We start from the raw sequence: 21,152 nt of genomic DNA, 5'->3' as shown, positions 1-21,152 counted from the left end.
GGTTTATATGGATTTAAGGCAGCTCAAATACTTCGTCACCATTGTAGAAGAAGGACAAATTACCCTTGCAGCGAAAAAGTTGAATATGGCGCAGCCTCCCCTGAGCCAGCAGTTAATAAACTTAGAGAAAGAGCTTGGAACAAAATTGCTTATTCGTAATGGCCGATCACTTGAATTAACTGAAGCCGGGGAAATTTTATATACAAAGGGGAAAAAGCATTTATATAACTTCGATGATATTATCAATGAAGTAAAAGAAGCAGGAGGAGGATTGCGTGGAACCCTCAATATCGGGACAGCCATTTCGTGTATATGCTATCTTCCGGAACGAATTCACCACTTTCAAGCACATTATCCTCACGTCACTTTTAAAATATGGGAAGGCGATCCTTTTCGTTTATCTGATTACATTCTTGACCGAAAAATTGAGCTGGCAATCGTTCGTTCCCCCATCGAAAAGAAAAATTTCTCATATATCCCAATCGAAGAAGAACCTTTTGTTTGTATACTTCCTAAAGACTGGCCAGTTGGCAGCAAGACGAATTCTGTGACTATGGAAGAACTCTCTGTTTTTCCTTTAGTAGCTTTGCATCGGGTAAACGGAGAAGGTATTTATGAAATGCTTCTTGAAGAATTCACAAAAAGGGGATTAAAGCCAAAAATTGTTGCAGAGTCTCCAAATACCACCATCCTATTATCACTAGTTGAGTCTGGGGTCGGTGCAGCTATTCTTCCTTCATCAGCTTCGACATCCTACTCCCGAGATAATCTTAAAGTTCTTTCTATTAATGATTGCCACCTTACCACAGGAACTTATGCTATTTGGCTGAAAAACGGCTATTTATCACAGATAGCCAAACGTTTCCTAGAAACATTTAACAAGAACAGCAATCATATCCAAAATAAATTATAAAAAGGAGCTAATTCTAAAGCTGAATTAAAGCATCTAAGAAGCTGTGTAAATCTACATTTACACAGCTTCTTTATCTTTTTATTAGTTTGCATATTCTCGTTCTATGGTCTCACCATTACATGATACATTTGCTTTTTCAAAGGTAATAAGAGCATTCCAGCTTCCTGAGGATTGTCCATCCGCCAAATAGGATGGGGTACAATTATCTTCAAGCATGCTGAAAAGCATCGCCAAATGGCGTCCACCCGATTCAACCTTCGCCATTCTCGCATATTCAGGAAGCATTTGGTAAGCAGATTTGTAGTCATTATTCATGACAAACTCTACAAACTGCTTATCAAGGGCATGTTCTGCGATAGTAGGCTTATTATGCCTGCCCCTAACCAGATTATGAGATAATGCACCGCTCGAAACAAACACAATCCGCTTTTGGCTTTCACGCAGAACCTTTGCAATAACCTGTCCCCATTGATAGGTTTCCTCAATGCTTGCCGCTAATGTAACTGAAAGGTTAATGACAGGTATATCCTCTTTTGGAACAAGGTATCTCAAAGGTACCACACTTCCATAATCCCATACATAATATGGATCATTTACGCATTGCACTTGCAGGCCGGCATCTTTTCCAGCACTCACCAATTCATTCGCCAGCATTTCATCTCCTGGATAGGAGTAGGGTACATCTTTAATTAAGTCAGGTGCTTCTATTGCTGTTAAGATCCCTTTATGTATTGGTGTACCATCAACATAGTGAAAAAATGTCGACGGCCAGTGACATGAAACAAGCACAATCGCATCCGGTTTAATTTGTTCAATATCCTTGGCCACTTCCTTCATTGCATTTACCATTGGCTGCTGGAAGTCTGGAACCTGGTCTTCATGGCAAATACTTGGAACATGGGGTACGAGCACACTTAGCTCAATTGTCATTCATCTGATCCTCCTTTAAAAAGTTTTTTCACGCTCTAAGACAACTAAACGATGAGCTTTCATTGTTCTGACATTGGCTTCCCTGCTTTTCCCCAGTGCGTTTTAGGGATTTCTGTCACAATCACTCTTACGGTTTCTTTAGGGGCATCCAATGTTTCTGAAACTGTATTTGTAATATTCTGAATCACTTCGGCAACCTTTTCCTTCGGTCTGCCTTCAATGATTTGAACATTGATAATTGGCATATCTTCTCATCTACTTTCTATATTATATGTTAGACGGATTCCTCACTCTTTTACTGTGAATGTCACTTCGCCAAGACCATCAAATTTACCGCTGACAAAATCACCTACTGCCAGCATACTTGCCCCAGTAAGTGCTCCAGTTAGAATCACGTCACCTTTTCGCACTTTTTCGCCTTTTCTTGAAAGCATATTTGCAAGCATGGCAATCGAATTAGCAGGATGCCCCAAAACTGCTGCACCTGCTCCCAAATCTTTCATTTCTCCGTTGATTGATAGTGTAGCGCCTACTAAATCAAGATCCAGTTGATCAGGTTTCTTTAATGATGTACCAAATACGACACGTGATGTTGAGGCATTATCAGCAATTACATCCGGGAGGGTAAAATTAAAGTTCTCGTAACGGCTATCAATAATTTCTAGAGCCGGCAGCACATACTCTGTCTTTGCAAGTACTTGAGCACCGGTTACTCCTGGACCTTCAATATCTTCACCAATCACAAATGCGATCTCAGCTTCCACTTTAGGATGTATCAGTTCATGGAAAGGTAAACTTCCTCCATCCTCAATGAGCATATAATCAAATACATAGCCATAAATCGGCTCATCCACCTTCATTTGTTTCATCTTCGCCTGGCTGGTTAGCCCCATTTTTGGGCCAATTACCCTTCTGCCCTCAGCCAGCTTAATATCTACCAGCTCCTGTTGAACTAAATAACCTTCCTCAACTGTTAGATCCGGCTTGATTTCTGCTGTAACCTTAATTACTTCACGCTTTTCCACTTCAGCTGCTACTAAATATTCAGCAATTTCCTTATATTCTTGATTAGGCATTTAATTTCCTCCTTATCAGGCGCCGGCACCAATTTTTTTCTTTGATATCTCTGCTGCCACATCAATAATCATATCTTCCTGGCCACCAACAACATTTCTTTTTCCAAGTTCTATTAATATATCTCGTGAATCGATTCCAAATCTTGCTGCGGCACGCTGTGCATGCAGCAGAAAGCTGGAATAGACACCTGCATAACCAAGAACCAGGCTATCCTTTGTTATTTCTTGAGGTTTTTGTAAAATTTGAGCTACCAAGTTTTCTGCAATATCCATCATTTTATAAATATCCACACCAGTTTTGATTCCAAGACGGTCTAATACAGCAACAAGCACTTCAGTCTGGGCATTTCCTGCCCCTGCGCCAAGACAGCGAATGCTTCCGTCTATCCTTGTGGCCCCTGCTTCAATAGCAGCAAGAGTATTTCCCATTGCTAAAGACAGGTTATTATGGCCGTGAAATCCAATATTGACCGATAGGCTGTTTTTCATTGCAGAAATTCTTTCTGTCACTTGATGCGGCAGCAAGGCACCTGCAGAATCCACTACATATACTGTATCTGCTCCATAGCTTTCCATCAGCTTTGCCTGTTCAACCAGCTTTTCTGTTGGCGCCATGTGGGACATCATTAAAAATCCTACCGTTTCCATTCCCAAATCTTTTGCCAATGCAATATGCTGCGGTGAAACATCTGCTTCCGTAACATGGGTGGCAATTCTGGCCATCTTTGCGCCTAAACGGGCAGCTTCTTTTAACTCCGGCATTGTACCAATACCAGGCAATAGCAATACAGCTATTTTAGAATTTGTTACCGAAGCTGCAGCCGCTTCAATTAACTCCATTTCATTCGTCAGCGATAACCCATATTGTAAAGAAGAACCGCCTAAACCGTCGCCATGGGTCACTTCAATGTAAGGGACATTTGCTTCATCCAATCCACGGGCTACTTGTGTTACTTGTTCAACTGTAAATTGGTGTCCTACTGCATGGCTCCCGTCACGCAATGCCACCTCTGTTATTAGAATATCTCTGTTTAGAGTCATTTCCGGCTCATCTCCTATCTTAGACAGTTACCTTGTTGATTTTATTCTTTGCCCACTCTTCAGCCACTTTTACGGATGCAGCTGTCATGATATCAAGGTTTCCGGAATATTTCGGCAAATAATCCCCTGCGCCTTCCACCTCCAGAAAAACGGTTACCTTATTGCCGTCAAAAATTGGCTCCTGTCTCAAGCGATAACCTGGAACATATGACTGAACCTGCTTTTCCATTTCTTTAATTGAAGCAATAATCTCTTCTTCTTTAACTTTTTCTCCATCAACTAATACATGAACGGTATCTCTCATTAAAATCGGAGGTTCTGCAGGATTTAATATGATAATTGCTTTCCCCTTTTTTGCCCCGCCGATTTTTTCAATTCCTCTGGAAGTAGTCTGTGTAAATTCATCGATATTTGCCCTTGTTCCGGGACCTGCACTTTTTGAAGAGATCGTGGCAACAATTTCTGCATACTCTACAGGCTGCACTCTATTAATGGCATGAACCATTGGAATTGTCGCCTGTCCTCCGCATGTTATTAGATTGATATTATTTGCGTCCAAATGCTCCGAAATGTTTACAGGAGGTACCACAAATGGGCCGACTGCCGCCGGTGTTAAATCCAGAACCTGCTTCCCAGCTTCTCTTAATAGCTTTGCATGTCTGATATGCGCTTTTGCAGAAGTGGCATCAAATACGATGTCTGCTAATTCCGGTCTTTCAAGGAATCCTTTTATTCCATTATCAATGGTTTTATACCCAAGCTCCCTTGCTTTTTTCAACCCATCAGACTCAGGGTCAATTCCGATAACTGTCGTGAGTTCAAGCACTTCAGAACGATGGAGCTTTAACATTAGATCTGTCCCTATATTACCGGAACCCAATACAGCAACTTTAACCTTTCCCATAACGCTCCCCTTTCTTTATCAAAGAAATTGTTTTCAGGCTAATTAAACATAACTGCCCTCTCCCGGGGGCGTTTACCGGAAGAGGATAACTGATTTTTTAAAAATGTACACTTACTTGGCCAATATGAGCAAACCGTGCTGTAAAGGAATCTCCTGCCTGAGCTTCAACAGCTGCAGAAAGGGCACCTGATAGAATTACTTCACCCTTTTTAAGGGAAATATCAAAATCTGCTAATCTATTTGCAAGCCATGCTACGCAATTGATCGGATTGCCTAATGCCGCCGCACCAACACCTGTATTGGCAACCTCCCCATTTTTCGTCAATACCATTCCGATTAATTTTAGGTCTATCACAGAAAGCCTCGCTGGCTTTCCTCCTAAAACATAGAAACCGGAAGAAGCATTATCTGCAATGGTGTCAGGAAGTTTAATCTTCCAATCTTTGATTCTGCTATCAACAATCTCTAATGCAGGAACTACGTAATCTGTTGCCTGGATTACATCTAAAGCTGTGACATTTGGTCCCTTTAATTCCTTTTTTAATACAAATGCAATTTCCGCCTCCACTTTAGGCTGAAGAACCTTCTCGATTGAAACTGCTCCACCATTCTCAACAACCATGCTATCAAGCAAATGCCCGTAGTCGGGTTCATCCACACCCAGCAGCCGCTGCATAGCAAGGGAAGTCAAACCAATTTTTTTGCCGACAATTTTTTGGCCGCTCTCAACTTTACGCTTAATATTTTCGAGTTGAATTTGATAAGCCTCTTCTATAGTAAGCCCAGCGTTATCGGAAGTGATTGGCAAGACCCCAGTACCGGAAAACTCTGCCTCTGCAAGCTGAGCAGCATATTGTTTTATATTTGCACCCATAACATGCTCTCCTTCCTACAATTTAATGGTTATATTGGATAATTCGGAGTAGAAATCAATGCTGTGCATGCCGCCTGTTCTTCCAATACCGCTATTTTTCATTCCTCCAAATGGGGTTCTCAAATCACGCAGGAACCAAGTGTTCACCCAGATAATTCCTGCTTCAATTTGATGGGAAACACGGTGGGCACGCTTTAAATTGCTGGTCCAAATCGTTGCGCTTAACCCATAGTGTGTATCATTTGCCTGCATAACCACTTCTTCCTCCATATCAAATGGGGTGACTGTTACAACAGGCCCAAAGATTTCTTCACGGATACAGCGGGAATTGCGGCTTAAGTCTGTAATAATGGTAGGCTCAAGATAGTATCCTTTTTCAAGCCCTTCTGGACGCTTACCACCTGTTACAATGGTTCCCCCATCGTTTTTTGCTATTTCAACATATCCCATGACACGATCATAGTGTTCTTTGCTGACCAGTGCCCCAACATTTGTATCATCATCCAATGGGTGGCCAACTTTGAGTGCTTTAACCCTCTCAGCAAATCTGCTGACAAATTCACTATAGATTGGGCGTTCTACGTATATACGTGATCCGCAAAGGCAAACTTCCCCTTGATTAACAAAGCTGGATTTAATGGTCGTTTCAATTACTTCATCCAAGTCTGCATCAGCAAAAATGATATTAGGATTTTTGCCGCCAAGCTCATATGAAAGTTTTTTCAATGAATCAGCTGCCGACTTCATAATAGCTGAACCTGTTCCAGGCTCTCCGATAAAAGAAATGGCATCAATATCAGGATGTTCAGATATGGCGCCACCTGCAGAATTAGGTCCAAACCCGTGAACAAGATTAACCACTCCATCAGGAACACCCGCTTCTTTACAAATCTCCATTAATACTGTAGCTGTCATAGGTGTCCACTCTGCAGGCTTTATGACAGCTGTATTTCCCATGCCTAAGCATGGGGCCAATTTCCAGGTAAGCAATAATAATGGCAGATTCCATGGCTTAATAATTCCAACAACACCTACTGGACGGCGGTACGCATAATGCAGTGCCTGCTGATCCTGCTGATAAGCTTCCGTTCCGATAGAGGTAATATAATCAGCATAAAAATGGAAATTGTAAGCTGCCCTTGGTATATCAATGCTATTTGCAAGGGAAAAAGGTTTTCCCGTATCCAGGGATTCCAAATGTGCCAGCTCCTCCTGCCTTTCAAGAATCAGATCTCCAATTCGGCGAAGGATTTTTGAACGCTCTTGCAGAGTCGTATTTTTCCAAGGGCCTTTTAATGCTCTTCTTGCTGCTGCTACAGCATAATCCACTTCTTCCTTACCGCCTTCTGCGACTGTACCCAGAACTTCTTCCGTTGCAGGGTTAATATTTTCAAATGTTTTTTGATTTTTAGAATCGACAAACTGTCCATTAATAAAATGCTGACAATTAATAGCTTTAATTTTCGCTTCTGTTTGCAAAATGTTAGCCTCCTAAATAACTTTTTTTATTTTCGCAATTTTATGTTAACGCTTACTTTCAGGCTTCACAACACAGTAATTGCTCTATATGCAACAAGGGGTAAATTTTTGAAACTTTTTAAAAACCTCTAAAACCCTGGCATGACAATTGCCTAGCTTTATAAATTTCAAAATTTTTAAAACATTCTCTTTTCTTTTATAAATTTCTCTGATATATTTTCCACTATAAAGCAACCATGTTTAACATATAGCAACATAAAGGAGGTTTTGAAATGGCTTTAAAGACAAATGAGGAAAGTCATCTTTCGTCTGTAAAAAATGCATTACGTATATTGAGATGCTTTTCTATGGACGAACCAGAAAAAAAAATCAGCGACATTTCAGCATCACTTGGCTTAAATAAAAGCACGGTCAGCCGAACGATGGCTACATTGGCCAGTGAAGGATTCGTTTTTAAAGATCCTGAAAGCAAAAGGTACCGTTTGGGGCTTTCCATACTCTCCCTTGGAGGCATCGTAAACAGCCAAATGGATATCTATAGGGAGTCCCAGCCTGTTTTAAATAAAATCGTACAGGAGTTGGGCGAGACCGCCCATATTTCGGTTTTAGACAACAATGAAGTCATTTATTTGCAAAAGGTTGAATGCAATCACCCAGTCAGATTTCTGACACATGTCGGCAGAAGAAATCCCCTCTATTGCACAAGCTCAGGGAAGGCACTGCTTGCCCATGCTAAAGAGGATGTTTTCAATGCAGTCCTTGAAAAAGGGCTCGAACAGCATACTAAAACTACCATTACTGAATCTGAAATGCTTAAATCTCACTTAAAGCAAATTAGAGAACAAGGTTATTCCTGGAGCAACGAAGAGTATCTTGAAGGAGTAAATTCTATAGCAGCACCAATCTATGATTATAAGGGCAGAGTCATTGCGGCTTTAGCGATTGTAGGCCCAAAACAAAGAATTCAGCAGAGCAAGATAAAGAGTTATTCAAAAAGGGTCATCAATGCTGCCAATGAAATATCGAGCAGAATGGGATATTGGAAATAATAGATTAATAAAAAGAGAGGAGAAATTTATATGTACGATTTTCATACACACTTTATTCCACAGGAGGTGCTTGACTGGGTAAAAGACAATCAAACTGCAGTAAAAGCAGAGTGGGTTAAAAAATCACCTGATAAAGATGAATTTTTAATAGTCAATAATAAATGGGGCTTTGAATTAAAGCCCGCTTTTTATCACTATGATTTATATAGCAAAAATCAATTTAATGCCGGTGTAACTCACTCTATGATTTCCCCCATCCCCCAGTTATTTATGTATGACTTTCCTCAAGAAATTACAGCAGAGATTTCTAAGGTATATAATCAAACATTAGCTACTTTGGCATCCTCAGCACCAGAAAAAACATCTGCTCTTGCAACAGTGCCACTGAACAACCCTGAGATGGCAGCTGATGAATTGGAAAGAGCAATAAACCTGGGGCTAAAAGGTGCAATTATAGGACCTGGGCTTTCAGGGAGAATGCTTTCAGATGAATTTTTCAAACCTTTTTTTGAAACAGCAAACAGGAAAAAAGCCATTCTCTTTATTCACCCGCTATTAAGTGAAGATCCTCGCCTAAAAACAAAAATGATGCCAAATTTAATTGGAGTTCCTTGGGAAACAACCGTTTGTGCAACGGATATTTTACTGAGCGGAATGATTGATAAATATCCTGATATAAAGATTTTGTTTGCTCATGGCGGAGGCTTCCTTCCTTACCAGATTGGACGGCTTGATAAAGGCTATGAACAATGGGATCAGGTATCCTCAAACTTGAATGCGCCTCCATCCCAATATATAAAACGATTTTGGTTTGATACAGTTTTGTGGAACCCTGCAGGATTGGATTTCTTGGTAAAAACAGTTGGAGAGAATAGAGTTGTTCCTGGATCAGATTACCCTTTTGACTTATGTGAAAACCCTCCAATTTATAAGAACACCAAAGGGGCGTCATCTTTACTGGAACCTATCACAAGTTCCATTTAACCCGGTTAATAATTTTTTAATAATTTTCATATAGCGCAACTTTGCTATTCTTACAAAAAATCCATGCTGTTATACTAAACTGCAAGGAAACGTGTAAGCGTTACCATTATTAAGGAGGGGGTAATGAAATGCAGCAATCACAAAGTATTGCAAACAACCTCATCAGTGAAGAGATTAGCAAAAGCTTTATTAACGGAGTATGGACTGAAGGAAAAAGCGGGAGAATCTATGAAATTTTGAATCCTTATGACTGCAGTGTCGTCACCACCGTGAAGCTGGCGACAAAAGGTCAGCTGGCTGAAACTTTCGAAATTGCCAGCAGTGCCCAAAAGAAATGGGCTGCCTCTACTGTTGAGGAAAGAAGAGAGGTCCTTTCAAAGGCGGCGGCCTATTTAAAAGAAAACCGAGAAGAAATTACGGCAATTATTCAAAGAGAAACTGGCAGTACTATACTTAAGAGCCATATTGAATTGCATCTTGCCATCGAGTTCCTTGAAGAATCTATTAAATACGCTGATGAAGTTAATAAGGGAAGAGAAGTAGCAGGATCAGATGAAAAGCTTAACCACATCCATCGCTTACCATTAGGGGTCATTGCCTCAATTTCCCCGTTTAACTTTCCATTGAATCTCTCAATGAGAACTATTGCACCTGCCATCGCTCTAGGCAATAGTGTTGTTCATAAGCCTGATGTTCAAGTTGCCCTTTCTGGCGGTTCGATTATAGCCAAAGCTTTTGAACACGCGGGGCTGCCAAAAGGTGTTCTTAACATCGTCTTAACTGATATTAATGAAATCGGAGACAGTATGCTGACTAATCCGCATTCAAAACTAATAAGTTTTACTGGATCCTCTGCTGTAGGCCGTCATATCGGAGCTATTGCTGGGCGAAATTTGAAAAGAGTCGCTTTGGAGCTGGGAGGCAACAGCCCGCTGATTGTCCTTTCCGACGCAAATGTCGATCAGGCAGTGAATGCTGCAATATTCGGCAAGTTCATCCACCAGGGCCAAATATGTATGATTGTAAACCGGATCATCGTCCATAAAGACATATACAATGATTTTACAGAAAAATTTATTGACCGAGCGAAGTCACTGCCATATGGAGATCCAAGCGACCCTAATACTGTGATAGGTCCTCTTATTAACGAACGCCAATTGGAAAAGGCTATTCAGTATATTGAAACAGCAAAGCAAGAAGGCGCGACACTAGCTTTAGAAGGCCAGAGGATCGGCAATGTTATTACACCTTTTGTTTTTACTGATGTGGATAATTCCAGCAAACTGGCACAGACTGAATTATTTGCCCCTATTGCCACCATTATTAAAGCTGATTCAGACGAACATGCTATTGAAATGGCCAATGATACAGAATATGGTTTAAGCTCTTCTATCTTTACAAGCGATCTTGCTCGAGGAGAAGAATTAGCTCTAAAAATTGATAGTGGAATGACTCATGTGAATGATCAAACTGTAAATGACGCACCCCATATTCCATTTGGAGGAAATAAGGCAAGCGGATTAGGAAGGTTTGGAAATCCATGGGTTGTTGAGGAATTTACCGTCACCAAATGGGTATCGGTACAAACTAAAGACAGACACTATCCATTTTAATAACTCTGGAAAACGGGCATATAAATGTCCGTTTTCTACATTTTAATAATCCTTCTCCCCAATTCCACTTTGGAAATAATATTTAAGGAACGATTGTTTTAAGAATCTTCCCTATTATCACCTTCTAAACCTCCGGATGAATATTTGTACGCAAACGGTTGCATCATTTTCTTACCCGTGTTATTTTAAGATAATAATAAAGCTAAATAGCATTTTCATAGAAAATATCCATGCATACATCGAAGTTTTTTTCGTGAAATTATGGGAATGCTTCTTTAGTCCATTTAATGAAAGCCCATACAATAAGGGAGAGAAGAACGATGAAAAAATTATTTTCTTTTGATTTCTGGCAAAAGTTTGGGAAAGCATTACTTGTTGTAGTGGCCGTAATGCCAGCTGCGGGTATTATGATTTCACTTGGCAAGCTTGTTGGCATGACGGGTACTGACATAGCATTTGTGCAAGCGATTGCACGAGTGCTGGAGGATATCGGATGGGCCATTATTACAAATCTTCATATCTTATTCGCAGTAGCAATTGGCGGTTCCTGGGCTAAGGAACGTGCAGGCGGAGCGTTTGCAGCTCTTATTGCTTTCATTCTGATTAATAGAATTACAGGCGCCATATTCGGAGTAAAGTCCGACATGTTAGGTAACCCTGAGGCCACGGTAAAATCCCTGTTTGGACAAGATCTCATTGTCCCGGACTATTTCACTTCTGTTTTAGGCGCACCAGCATTGAATATGGGAGTATTCGTCGGGATTATCTCAGGTTTTCTTGGCGCCAATTTATTTAACAAGTATTATAACTATGATAAATTGCCAAATTCACTTTCCTTTTTCAATGGAAAGCGCTTTGTGCCCTTCACTGTAATTGGCGGCTCTGTTGCAGCAGCGTTTGTCTTATCGATTGTTTGGCCATTTATTCAAGGATTATTAAATGATTTCGGACAATGGATTGCTACATCACGAAATACAGCACCAGTTATTGCTCCATTTGTTTTTGGCGCACTGGAACGATTGCTTCTTCCATTTGGACTGCATCATATGCTGACGGTCCCAATTAATTATACAGAGCTTGGCGGAACTTACAAAATCCTGACAGGCTCAAATGCAGGTTCAACGGTCGCTGGACAAGATCCGCTATGGCTTGCATGGATTGCCGACCTGAATAACTTTTTGGCTGCAGGAGATACAGAAAGCTATAAGCAGTTGCTGAATGACGTTACCCCTGCCCGCTTTAAAGTAGGCCAAATGATTCTGTCCGCTGCTGCCTTATTGGGAATTGCGCTTGCAATGTACCGCAATGTAGATCCTGAGAAAAAGAAGAAATACAAATCGATGTTCTTTTCTGCTGGTTTGGCAGTATTCTTAACTGGAGTAACTGAACCAATCGAATTTATGTTCATGTTTGCTGCTCCACTTCTTTATATCGTGTATGCAGTTATGACAGGTCTGGCATTTGCAATAGTTGATATCATTAATATCCGTGTCCATTCTTTTGGCATCATTGAATTGATTACAAGAACACCAATGATTTTAAAAGCTGGCTTATGGCTGGACCTTGTAAACTTTTTAATTGCCTGTCTTATATTCTTCGGATTAAACTTTGGTGTTGCCAATTTTATGATCAGAAAATTCAACTTCCCTACACCAGGACGTAATGGAAACTATATTGAAGAAGAAAATACTGCTTCATCTTCAGATACTTCAGTCAAGAAAAATTCACTAGCCCCTGTGTTAATTGAATTATTAGGCGGAAAAGAAAATATTGAAGATGTAGATGCCTGCATGACCCGCTTGCGTGTCACAGTAAAGGACACTTCATCAGTTGCTGGTGAACAGGACTGGAAGAAGAATGGAGCTTTAGGTCTTATCGTTAAGGACAAAGGCGTTCAGGCAATTTATGGACCAAAAGCAGATGTCCTTAAATCTGATATACAAGACCTGCTGGGAGCTTAAAATGAAATTATTAACTCTCAACTGCCACTCATGGCAGGAAGATCAGCAGCTGGAAAAAATTAAAATTCTTGCTGAGGCTATTAAAGAGAACCGCTATGATGTCATCGCTCTGCAGGAAGTCAGCCAGCATATCAATGCCCCTTTGATAGACGGCCATATCAGAGAAGATAATTATGCATTGCTGTTAATTGAAGAATTGAGAAAAATAGGTGTGGAAGATTACGTATTTAAATGGGATTTCTCACATATTGGCTATGATATATATGAAGAGGGTCTTGCAATCATGACCAGGTATGAAATAGAAGAAAATCATTCATTTTTCATTACAAAAAACCAAGACCAGAAACACTGGAAGACACGAAAAATAGTTGGTATTAAATTAGTTCATCAAGATAGGCCCATCTCCTTCTATTCTTGTCATCTCGGCTGGTGGCACGATGAAGAAGAATCCTATAAATTCCAGGTTGAATCTCTTCTTGCACAAGTACCAAAGGATGAATCCGCCATTTTAATGGGAGATTTCAACAGCTCGGCTTATGTCCGCAATGAAGGTTATGACTTTCTGACAGGCAATGGGCTCTACGACACTTATGAATTAGCTTCCAGGAAGGATTCGGGTGTTACTGTTAAAGGAAAGATTGCCGGCTGGGATGACAATAACCATGATATGCGGATTGATTTAATTCTTTCGGCTCAGCCTATCCATCCGAAATATTCACGGGTTATCTTTAACGGCACACACAAGCCCATCATTTCAGATCATTATGGTGTGGAAATTGAAATATAGGCAAAAGTCCCTGACAATTCAGTCAGGGACTTCTTTTTACACTTTTAGCCTGTAGATGGGTTCAGGATGGAAGGCCTGAAAAATCTCACCTGTTGGTTCAAAGCCAACTTTCTCATAAAGAATAGCCGGCTCATTCTCCTTGATGACTGATAGGTAGATTTCATCACAAGCATACATCTCTTTCATTTCCTCTATCACAAGTTTAATAGCCGGTATACCGTACCCTTTCCTCTGAAATTGATGACCGAGCATCAGGCTAACAAGTTCATAGCGGTCATGATCCCTGTCCAATCCATGAGTTGCAAAGCCAATTAATGTTTCCCTGTCATATATGGCTTTGCATGTCCAGCCATTTACAGATGCCAGTGCAATGAAAAAAGCATTGGAACCGACAAATCTTTCGAAAATTTGAAACTTCTTTTCCTGATCTTCCTCTGATTTCAGATTAATGAGATCAAAAAAATTTTTCTCTGTTACTTGTTTCAGCTGCAAGTCCATGTCCATTCCATATCTCCCCTCTAATCATTCTCAAATTTAATTCGCAATTACCCCAAAAAATTCCTTTTAAGATAACATAAAAAAAGCCTCCCTGCTTAATAAAACAGGGAGACTTTGCAGTATTATTTTTTCTGCTTCTTTGTCAATCTGCCTAATAGGAAAGCTCCTGCGGCCACACCAATCACTGTATTGGTTTTCTTATTAAATACCTGCTTGGCAACAAGGTTTAAATTCTGCGGCCTTTCAGCCAGGCGCCTCATGAAGTAGCCGTACCAGTCATTTCCAAAAGGTACATACGTACAGAAATTATAGCCTTCACCAGCAAGCTTCAGCTGCATATCCTTGCGGAAGCCATAAAGCATTTGAAATTCAAATTTCTCTTTAGGGATATTGTTAGCCCTTACAAAATCTTTTACATGATTAATTACTTTATGGTCATGTGTTGCAATGGATGTAAATTTGCCATTCAGCAAATGCCATTCTATTAATTTTATAAAGTTAGCATCGATGTCACTTTTTTCCTGAAAAGCAATTTCTTCAGGCTCCTTATAAGCCCCTTTTACAATTCGCAAGCGGAAATCCTTATATTTCATTAAATCTTCTTCAGCATCCAGAAAATAGGCTTGAATAACTGAACCTATGTTATTATATTCTTTAGATAATTCATCCAGTAAATCAAAGGAAGGCTGCAGACGCTTAGAGTCTTCCATATCCATATTCACAAAAATACCATAATGGCTTGCTCTCTCTACTATCTCCCTAACATTTTCAAGACAGAAAGAATAGTCGATATCCAGGCCTAATTGGGAAGGCTTTAAAGATATATGTGCATCCACCTGATTTACATGAATGGCCTCTATCACTTCAATTATTTGTTTTTTCGCTTCTGCCGCCTCTTCCTTTTTATATACAAATTCCCCGAGGTTATCGACAGTACAAGAGATGCCATGAGCATTAAGCTCTTTTATGCTTTGAATTGCTTCATCTAAATTTGTTCCCGCAACTACACTCTGCGCTCCCAATTTCAACCCATATTTCTTTGCAGCGCTATTCAGAAATTCGTTTTGGGAAAGGCCGATAAACAGATCTTTCAACATAGAAATATCCCCTAACTCTTGTAATTTCACAATGAAATTATAGCATAGATTTTTAATAAAAATTATTTTGTGAATTTTTATATTTTAACGATTCCCCATCACTGTTTCGTTAAAACATTGCAGGAGTTCCCAGTTCAAAAGATAAAATCCCTGTAAACAAAAAAGTGCCTGGCTATCAGCGGCCAGACACTTTAAGTATGATTCCGACTGGGTTCGAACCAGCGACCTCTACCCTGTCAAGGTAGCGCTCTCCCAGCTGAGCTACGGAATCGTTATAACATTCCCCTATATTGGGGACAATATAAAATATACTTCTTTCTCTCATAAAAGTCAATACCTATATTTCATCCATAAACTATAAAGTTAGCAGCTTGGAAACTAGATTACATTCCCATTACAAATTCTGCATTTATGCCTTTAAGGTATCTTTTTGAGAATTTTTGCTTTATAATGCCCTCTATATGATTCTTTTGTTAGCTGAATCAAACCTTACAGGGTTACGGAAGGAGAAATTTTAATGAAAAAACTAATGTATCCCTTTTTACTAGTTTTAATATCTGCCGTTTTAGCTGCTTGTGGAGCTGATGATGAAAGCAAGAGTGCAGATAAAAAAGAGGAAGCGAAAACAGCTGAAACCGACCAGCAGGACCAGCAAAAGCAAATGGAAGAAATGCAAAAGAAAATGGACAAGCAAAAGCTTGATGAAGAAAAGACTGTCGCAATCGTTAATGACCAGGAAATTCTTGGCCGCGAGTATAACAGCGTGCTTACTTCATCACAGATGATGTATCAGCAAATGGGACAAGACCCTACTACCAAAGATGCTGCAGAGAAAATCAAGGAGCAGACACTCGACAGTCTAGTCGGCCAGACACTTCTTCTCCAGGAGGCAGACAAAAAAGGCTACAAAGCTTCTGATGAAGAAGTCAAAAAGCAGCTGGAAGAAACAAAAGGACAATTCAAGGACGACAAGGAATTCGAAACAGCAATGAAACAGGCTGGCCTTAACCCTGACTCATTAGAGAAGGAAATTGCCAACAATATAAAATATACGAAATATATTAACGGCGAGATTAAACCAGGGGAAGTTACAGATGCTGAAATTCAGAAATTCTATGATGAATATGCCAGCCAGGGCGGTGCAGAAGGACAGGAGCCACCTAAATTGGAGGAAGTAAAGCCTCAGATCAAACAGCAGCTCGAACAGCAAAAACAGCAGGATATGCTGGTTAAGCATGTAGAAGAATTGAAGAAAAGTGCAAAAATTGATATTAAGGTATAAGTATTTTTTAAACAGTTCCCATATATGGGAGCTGTTTTTTATATGTTAGAGAATTAAAAAAAGTGCTATTCCCTATACTGGACTGTTATGAATACTAAATAATTTTCTTCCTTTTCTTTCCCTTGAGAATTTATTTAAATACGGTAATATGTATTGGGGAGGATACAACATGATTAAACACACAACATTCATTCAAATAATTGCAGGTTATTTAATTCTCACTCTCGGTGTCTCATTAATTATCTTATCCAATCTTGGTGCAGGTGCCTGGGACACTGTTTATGTTGGCCTTTTTAATAAGTTCGGTCTGACAATTGGAACATGGTCATTTCTGGTCACAGCATCCCTTATATTTTTCAATGCTCTGCTGACCTGGGAAAAACCCCAGTTTAAATCATTTATTGGCACCATTTTAGCGAGTGTGGGGATCGATTTTTGGATGGAGCTTGTTTTCAGCGGCATCACAGTTACAAACTTTTCCCTTCAGATCCTTGCCTTTATTTCAGGTGTCTCATTACTGGGCTTCGGGGTATCTATTTATATCCGTCCGCAATTATTCAGCGGCCCAATTGATGGATTAATGATCGCAACTGCCAAAAGGCTCAATATCAGCATTAAGACTGCACGTATAATTAATGAATTTTTAGCATTGGCCATTGGCCTTATCTTAGGCGGTCCAGTTGGATTAGGCACCTTGTTCGTAGCCGTCTTTTTAGGCTATGCCATACAATACGGCACTGTTTTGCTTAATCACTTGAAAACTAAGGGTTTAAAGATTATTTAAAAGACTTCATTTGTGAAGTCTTTTTTTTATGCGAACAAATTTTCGCATTCCACTTGATTAAGAACAAGCGTTCGTGTATAATGTAAATAAAAGTAAGGAGGGATTTCTCTATGAAAGGAATTCTTTATCGAGCTATGGAAGAGAGAAAGCCTGTGGAAATCATTTATCTCTCCAAACGCAATTCATTTACACAAAGAAAAATATTAATCAAAGAGCTTCGAGGCAGCACGATTTTAGCCTATTGTTTATATAGAAAACAAATGCGCATCTTCAACTTGAACCATATCATGTCCATTTTGCCCGAAAATAAAGCTCGCCAGATCAGCTAATAATGAGATTTCTTTCATACTTGAACCTTCAAAGCCTGTATTTCACATAAGAAGTACGGCTTTTTTCTGTGCTTCCTTTCTTCCCGATTATCCTGCCCTCATTGGGGTATATACTTTTTAACCGGGTTTGATCCCATAAAGACATCACGCTCAGAAAGGAAGGGTTCTGTGAAAAATAAAACATTGATTGCTGCAATGTTTGCAGGAAGCCTCATAATGGCAGGCTGTAATCCGAACGAAGAACAAATTGTAGAGGAAGAAGATAAGAATAATCCGTCAACGGAAGAACAGCGGGCGGAAACAGAGGAAGCGCCGGGAGAAAACAAAAAGATCACTGAAGAAGTTGGTTTGGGAGACACACGAGACCTTTTCACAAAGGCTTATGGAGATAATAAAAACAATGATGAAATTGCCCGCTTCAACGGAGACAGTATGCTGGTAGAGTTTCAAACGCATCGGGCAGTAAATGTTGAGCTGCAATTTGAGGATATGGAACAAGATATGAATAATGAGGAAATCCTTGCTTTTGTCGAAAAGCGAATTCCGAAAGATGCCAAAGAAGTTGACAGAACCAAAGATGATAACAATCATACTGAAATTATTGAATATAAAAGCGAACTATTAAAAGAAAACCTCAGTGAAGAAGTATATGAAGGCGATGATCCCGGTACTTTTACTGTCCTATTGACGAGTAATGAAGAAGGCTATGTTAATGCTTCCCTTTCAATCGGCAATAGCGATTAGGAAGCATGACAAACAATGTATGGAAATGAAAAAAAGGAAGGATCTCAGCTTGAGTGAGCATCCTTCCTTCTTTTTTATATAAATTTATTTCTTTGTACTCCGAGAACTGTCTAGCTCCAGCGCCTACCCCCTCGAGGTCACAAGCCAATCCTCCCAAAAAGGCAAAGAACGCCTTTCGAGAGGCTCGTCTTGTGCTTGTCGGGGGTGGGCAAGGCTCTTCCGCTTTTCCTATTATGCTGTTTGCGGCTTTGCCTGATCGTCTTTTTTAATGAAAACCTGCAATGCAATCAACAGGATAAAAATAACTAATCCTACAATATCAGTAACCCCTTCAGGGTAGATAAGCAAAAGTCCCCCTGCAATTCCCAGCAGTCTTTCAAAAATATTCAATTTACGCAGCCAGTAGCCAATTACGCCAGCGCCAATTGCCATCATACCTGCCAAAGCAGTGAATACTACCCAGATTAAGTAATACCAGGTTGTATCAATCATCAATAACTCCGGTGAAAGGACAAACATGTATGGAATAATAAAAGCCCCGATGGCAAGCTTTGATGCTGTTACTCCAGTCTTTATCGGATCTCCCCCGGATACACCAGCCGCCGCAAATGCTGCAAGAGCAACTGGAGGTGTGACATCTGCCACAATACCAAAATAGAACACAAATAAGTGAGCAGATAAATCAGGTACGCCCAGAAGAATGATTGCTGGGGCGGCTATTGTAGATGTAATAACATAGTTTGCAGTTGTTGGTGACCCCATTCCCAGGATAATTGCTGCAACCATTGTCAGCATCAAAGTTGGGATCAGCAGCCCGCCTGAAAGATCAAGAAGGCCATTCGCCATCTTTAATCCAAGACCTGTTTTAACAACTACTCCAACAATAATACCTGCCGCAGCTGTTGCTGCAGCAACGCCCAAAGCCGTGCGTGCACCATCAACTAATGCATCGATAGCATCTCTGAATCCAATGCGCGTTTCCTTGCTTATCATACTTACTGCAACCGTAATTACAATTGACCAAAGAGCAGCACGTATTACACTCATTCCGCTCATTAGCAGGATGATAACTGCCAAAATCGGCAGCAGCAGATAAATCTTCTTCAATACTTCCTTACGGTTAGGCATCTCTTCATCTTTCAGCCCTCTAAGTCCTACACGTTTTGCTTCGAAGTGAGTCATTATCCAGACCCCGGCAAAATATAGAAGTGCCGGAATAGCAGCTGCCTTTGCAATATCCCAGTATGTAATGCCGCCGCCAATAAACTCAACCATCAGGAATGCAGCAGCACCCATGATTGGAGGCATAATCTGGCCGCCGGTTGATGCAGTCGCTTCAACTGCGCCAGCGAATTCTTTCTTGTATCCAAGCTTTTTCATCATTGGAATGGTAAAGGAGCCTGAAGTTACTACGTTAGCTACAGAACTTCCGCTGATTGTTCCCTGTAGAGCACTTGAGAAAATGGCAACTTTCGCCGGTCCGCCAGTTCTCTTTCCGGCGATGGACACAGCTAAATCATTAAAATACTGCCCTACACCAGTTTTTACAAGGAAAGAGCCAAATAACAAGAATAGGAAAATAAACGTGGCAGATACGCCTAAGGGGGTACCTAGGATTCCCTCAGTCGTAAAGAACATGGTCTGCACCAATCTTTCTAAATCAAGACCGCGGTGCGCCAAAAATGCCGGCATATATGGCCCGAACATAGCATAGGCAAGAAAAATGACGGCAATAATGGTTATTGGAAGTCCAACCGCGCGCCTTGTCGCTTCCAGAACCAGAAGAACTGCAATTAGTCCTACATAAAAATCAATCTCGGTCAGACGGCCAGCCCTCATGACAATTTCATCAATAAAAAGCGGCCAATAAGCACCTACAGCAATACCCAGTATAGCTAAAATGATATCGTACCAGGCAACTTTATGATTTCGTCCTCTGTCTTTCTTCCTTGCAGGGAATAATAGAAATATTAGGGCTAATGCAAAGCCTAAATGAATCGAACGCTGCAGCTGGGCTGTAAGCATCCCGAAAACCCCTGTATATAAATGGAACAATGAAAATGCTAAAAGCCCAAAAAAGACAATCCAGCCTAATACTCCTCCTAATTTCCTTGTGCCAGCCTCTGGATCGTATTTTTCCAGCAATTTCTGCTGTTCCTCAAGAGATAACGTTTCCCCTTTATTTTCCAAGGATATTCACTCCTTTCAACACCTCGAATAAGTTTATTTTTTTCGCCTTTATCCGTACCCATGTGCCAGGTTCGATATAATCTGAAAGGACATATTCTTCGCCTTTCAAAATCAATCTGTGATTTGCTCTGACCTTACCCAGCCTTAAGTCAAATGAAGGAAAAATCCTTTTCATATTTTTAATATAATATTTGCCGTCCTTTTGTTCAAATGTTTCTCCATCTGAAGCATTCTCAGGCATGCCGATGGCAAAATCCTCATACATGAGTTCGAACAATTTAATACTTCCATCCCCGGTTATAGTATAGCTTTCTACAACATCTGTAAGGTGGATGGAATGTGTATACTTTATCTTAAAGGTTCTGTCCTCTTTAATCGGGAAATAAGCAATCACCTTTCCTTTGTTTTGATACTCAAAAACAACTGCCTGCTTAATGGGTATGAAGAACATGATTGCGATGGTTATGATAACGAGGAGTGCCAGGACCGCTTTTTTATTCCCTGGCTTATAAAAGTTCATGGAACCTCCACCTAAAAAAAAGTTGTCAGCTTTTACAATTGATATTTTAAAATTAATTGACCGGCGCAATAACCTTATTAGGTTTTACAGCCGGCCA

At 40.3% G+C, this 21,152-nt stretch carries 21 protein-coding genes and 1 tRNA gene; 10 read left to right on the top strand and 12 right to left on the bottom strand.

All coding sequences use genetic code 11. From position 1 onward, the window contains the following. Window positions 1-7 precede the first annotated feature (7 nt). Entirely contained in the window at window positions 8-913 is a 906-nt protein-coding gene (locus tag IRB79_RS08960) for a LysR family transcriptional regulator (protein ID WP_243508147.1), read from the top strand. 81 nt (window positions 914-994) lie between these two features. Here IRB79_RS08960 and IRB79_RS08955 read toward each other — a convergent pair whose 3' ends face one another. The 7 genes from IRB79_RS08955 to IRB79_RS08925 form a co-directional block, all read right to left on the bottom strand. Further along, a complete protein-coding gene (locus tag IRB79_RS08955; RefSeq protein ID WP_243508146.1) occupies window positions 995-1,843 on the bottom strand; it encodes a DODA-type extradiol aromatic ring-opening family dioxygenase in 849 nt (282 codons plus the stop codon). A gap of 59 nt (window positions 1,844-1,902) precedes the next feature. Next, the gene (locus IRB79_RS08950) at window positions 1,903-2,088 is read right to left on the bottom strand and encodes a 4-oxalocrotonate tautomerase (RefSeq protein ID WP_159344624.1); all 186 of its coding nucleotides are present in this window, start codon (window positions 2,086-2,088) and stop codon (window positions 1,903-1,905) included. A gap of 42 nt (window positions 2,089-2,130) precedes the next feature. Next, entirely contained in the window at window positions 2,131-2,919 is a 789-nt protein-coding gene (locus IRB79_RS08945; RefSeq protein ID WP_243508145.1) for a 2-keto-4-pentenoate hydratase, read from the bottom strand. Between the two features lie 15 nt (window positions 2,920-2,934). Next, the gene (dmpG, locus tag IRB79_RS08940; protein WP_243508144.1) at window positions 2,935-3,960 is read right to left on the bottom strand and encodes a 4-hydroxy-2-oxovalerate aldolase; all 1,026 of its coding nucleotides are present in this window, start codon (window positions 3,958-3,960) and stop codon (window positions 2,935-2,937) included. A 19-nt stretch (window positions 3,961-3,979) separates the two neighbouring features. After that, a complete protein-coding gene (locus IRB79_RS08935) occupies window positions 3,980-4,864 on the bottom strand; it encodes an acetaldehyde dehydrogenase (acetylating) (RefSeq protein WP_243508143.1) in 885 nt (294 codons plus the stop codon). Between the two features lie 97 nt (window positions 4,865-4,961). Beyond that, a complete protein-coding gene (locus IRB79_RS08930; RefSeq protein ID WP_243508142.1) occupies window positions 4,962-5,738 on the bottom strand; it encodes a 2-keto-4-pentenoate hydratase in 777 nt (258 codons plus the stop codon). A 15-nt stretch (window positions 5,739-5,753) separates the two neighbouring features. Beyond that, the gene (locus tag IRB79_RS08925; protein WP_243508141.1) at window positions 5,754-7,217 is read right to left on the bottom strand and encodes an aldehyde dehydrogenase; all 1,464 of its coding nucleotides are present in this window, start codon (window positions 7,215-7,217) and stop codon (window positions 5,754-5,756) included. Between the two features lie 272 nt (window positions 7,218-7,489). On the opposite strand from IRB79_RS08925, the gene IRB79_RS08920 reads away from it, so the two are divergent. The 5 genes from IRB79_RS08920 (at window position 7,490) to IRB79_RS08900 (ending at window position 13,611) form a co-directional block, all read left to right on the top strand. Beyond that, window positions 7,490-8,266, top strand: coding sequence for an IclR family transcriptional regulator (locus IRB79_RS08920; protein ID WP_243508140.1), 777 nt, complete (start codon window positions 7,490-7,492; stop codon window positions 8,264-8,266). A gap of 30 nt (window positions 8,267-8,296) precedes the next feature. Beyond that, complete coding sequence (locus tag IRB79_RS08915; protein WP_243508139.1) at window positions 8,297-9,250, top strand: amidohydrolase family protein; 954 nt, start codon at window positions 8,297-8,299, stop codon at window positions 9,248-9,250. Window positions 9,251-9,378: 128 nt separating this feature from the next. Further along, window positions 9,379-10,863: an aldehyde dehydrogenase family protein gene (locus IRB79_RS08910; protein WP_243508138.1), complete on the top strand. Its 1,485-nt coding sequence runs from the start codon at window positions 9,379-9,381 to the stop codon at window positions 10,861-10,863. Between the two features lie 320 nt (window positions 10,864-11,183). After that, window positions 11,184-12,824 (top strand): PTS transporter subunit IIBC, encoded by a 1,641-nt coding sequence (locus IRB79_RS08905; RefSeq protein ID WP_243508137.1) that lies wholly within the window; start codon window positions 11,184-11,186, stop codon window positions 12,822-12,824. 1 nt (window position 12,825) lies between these two features. Next, window positions 12,826-13,611 (top strand): endonuclease/exonuclease/phosphatase family protein, encoded by a 786-nt coding sequence (locus IRB79_RS08900; protein ID WP_243508136.1) that lies wholly within the window; start codon window positions 12,826-12,828, stop codon window positions 13,609-13,611. A gap of 36 nt (window positions 13,612-13,647) precedes the next feature. On the opposite strand, the gene IRB79_RS08895 is transcribed toward IRB79_RS08900, so the two are convergent. From IRB79_RS08895 to IRB79_RS08885, 3 genes are all read right to left on the bottom strand, one after another. Then, entirely contained in the window at window positions 13,648-14,115 is a 468-nt protein-coding gene (locus tag IRB79_RS08895) for a GNAT family N-acetyltransferase (RefSeq protein ID WP_243508135.1), read from the bottom strand. Between the two features lie 116 nt (window positions 14,116-14,231). Then, window positions 14,232-15,206 (bottom strand): proline dehydrogenase family protein, encoded by a 975-nt coding sequence (locus IRB79_RS08890; RefSeq protein ID WP_243508134.1) that lies wholly within the window; start codon window positions 15,204-15,206, stop codon window positions 14,232-14,234. A 198-nt stretch (window positions 15,207-15,404) separates the two neighbouring features. After that, window positions 15,405-15,477 (bottom strand) — tRNA-Val (locus tag IRB79_RS08885). Between the two features lie 246 nt (window positions 15,478-15,723). On the opposite strand from IRB79_RS08885, the gene IRB79_RS08880 reads away from it, so the two are divergent. The 4 genes from IRB79_RS08880 to IRB79_RS08865 all read left to right on the top strand — a co-directional run bounded on the left by IRB79_RS08880 (window position 15,724) and on the right by IRB79_RS08865 (window position 18,345). Beyond that, window positions 15,724-16,488: a SurA N-terminal domain-containing protein gene (locus IRB79_RS08880; protein WP_243508133.1), complete on the top strand. Its 765-nt coding sequence runs from the start codon at window positions 15,724-15,726 to the stop codon at window positions 16,486-16,488. Window positions 16,489-16,657: 169 nt separating this feature from the next. Then, window positions 16,658-17,272, top strand: a complete 615-nt coding sequence (locus IRB79_RS08875; protein ID WP_243508132.1) for a YczE/YyaS/YitT family protein — start codon at window positions 16,658-16,660, stop codon at window positions 17,270-17,272. A gap of 110 nt (window positions 17,273-17,382) precedes the next feature. Beyond that, window positions 17,383-17,601, top strand: a complete 219-nt coding sequence (locus IRB79_RS08870) for a WYL domain-containing protein (RefSeq protein WP_243508131.1) — start codon at window positions 17,383-17,385, stop codon at window positions 17,599-17,601. A 168-nt stretch (window positions 17,602-17,769) separates the two neighbouring features. Next, window positions 17,770-18,345 (top strand): hypothetical protein, encoded by a 576-nt coding sequence (locus tag IRB79_RS08865; protein ID WP_243508130.1) that lies wholly within the window; start codon window positions 17,770-17,772, stop codon window positions 18,343-18,345. 231 nt (window positions 18,346-18,576) lie between these two features. On the opposite strand, the gene IRB79_RS08860 is transcribed toward IRB79_RS08865, so the two are convergent. Together IRB79_RS08860 and IRB79_RS08855 are read right to left on the bottom strand one after the other, a co-directional pair. Further along, window positions 18,577-20,535: a TRAP transporter permease gene (locus IRB79_RS08860; RefSeq protein WP_243508129.1), complete on the bottom strand. Its 1,959-nt coding sequence runs from the start codon at window positions 20,533-20,535 to the stop codon at window positions 18,577-18,579. Next, on the bottom strand, window positions 20,525-21,055 hold the full coding sequence (locus IRB79_RS08855) for a DUF1850 domain-containing protein (RefSeq protein ID WP_243508128.1): 531 nt from the start codon (window positions 21,053-21,055) through the stop codon (window positions 20,525-20,527). The genes IRB79_RS08860 and IRB79_RS08855 overlap by 11 nt, the downstream gene beginning before the upstream one ends. Window positions 21,056-21,152 lie beyond the last annotated feature (97 nt).

This window comes from Cytobacillus oceanisediminis (assembly GCF_022811925.1).
Lineage (GTDB): Bacteria > Bacillota > Bacilli > Bacillales > Cytobacillaceae > Cytobacillus > Cytobacillus oceanisediminis_D.
This window is presented reverse-complemented; position numbering and strand designations above follow the sequence as displayed.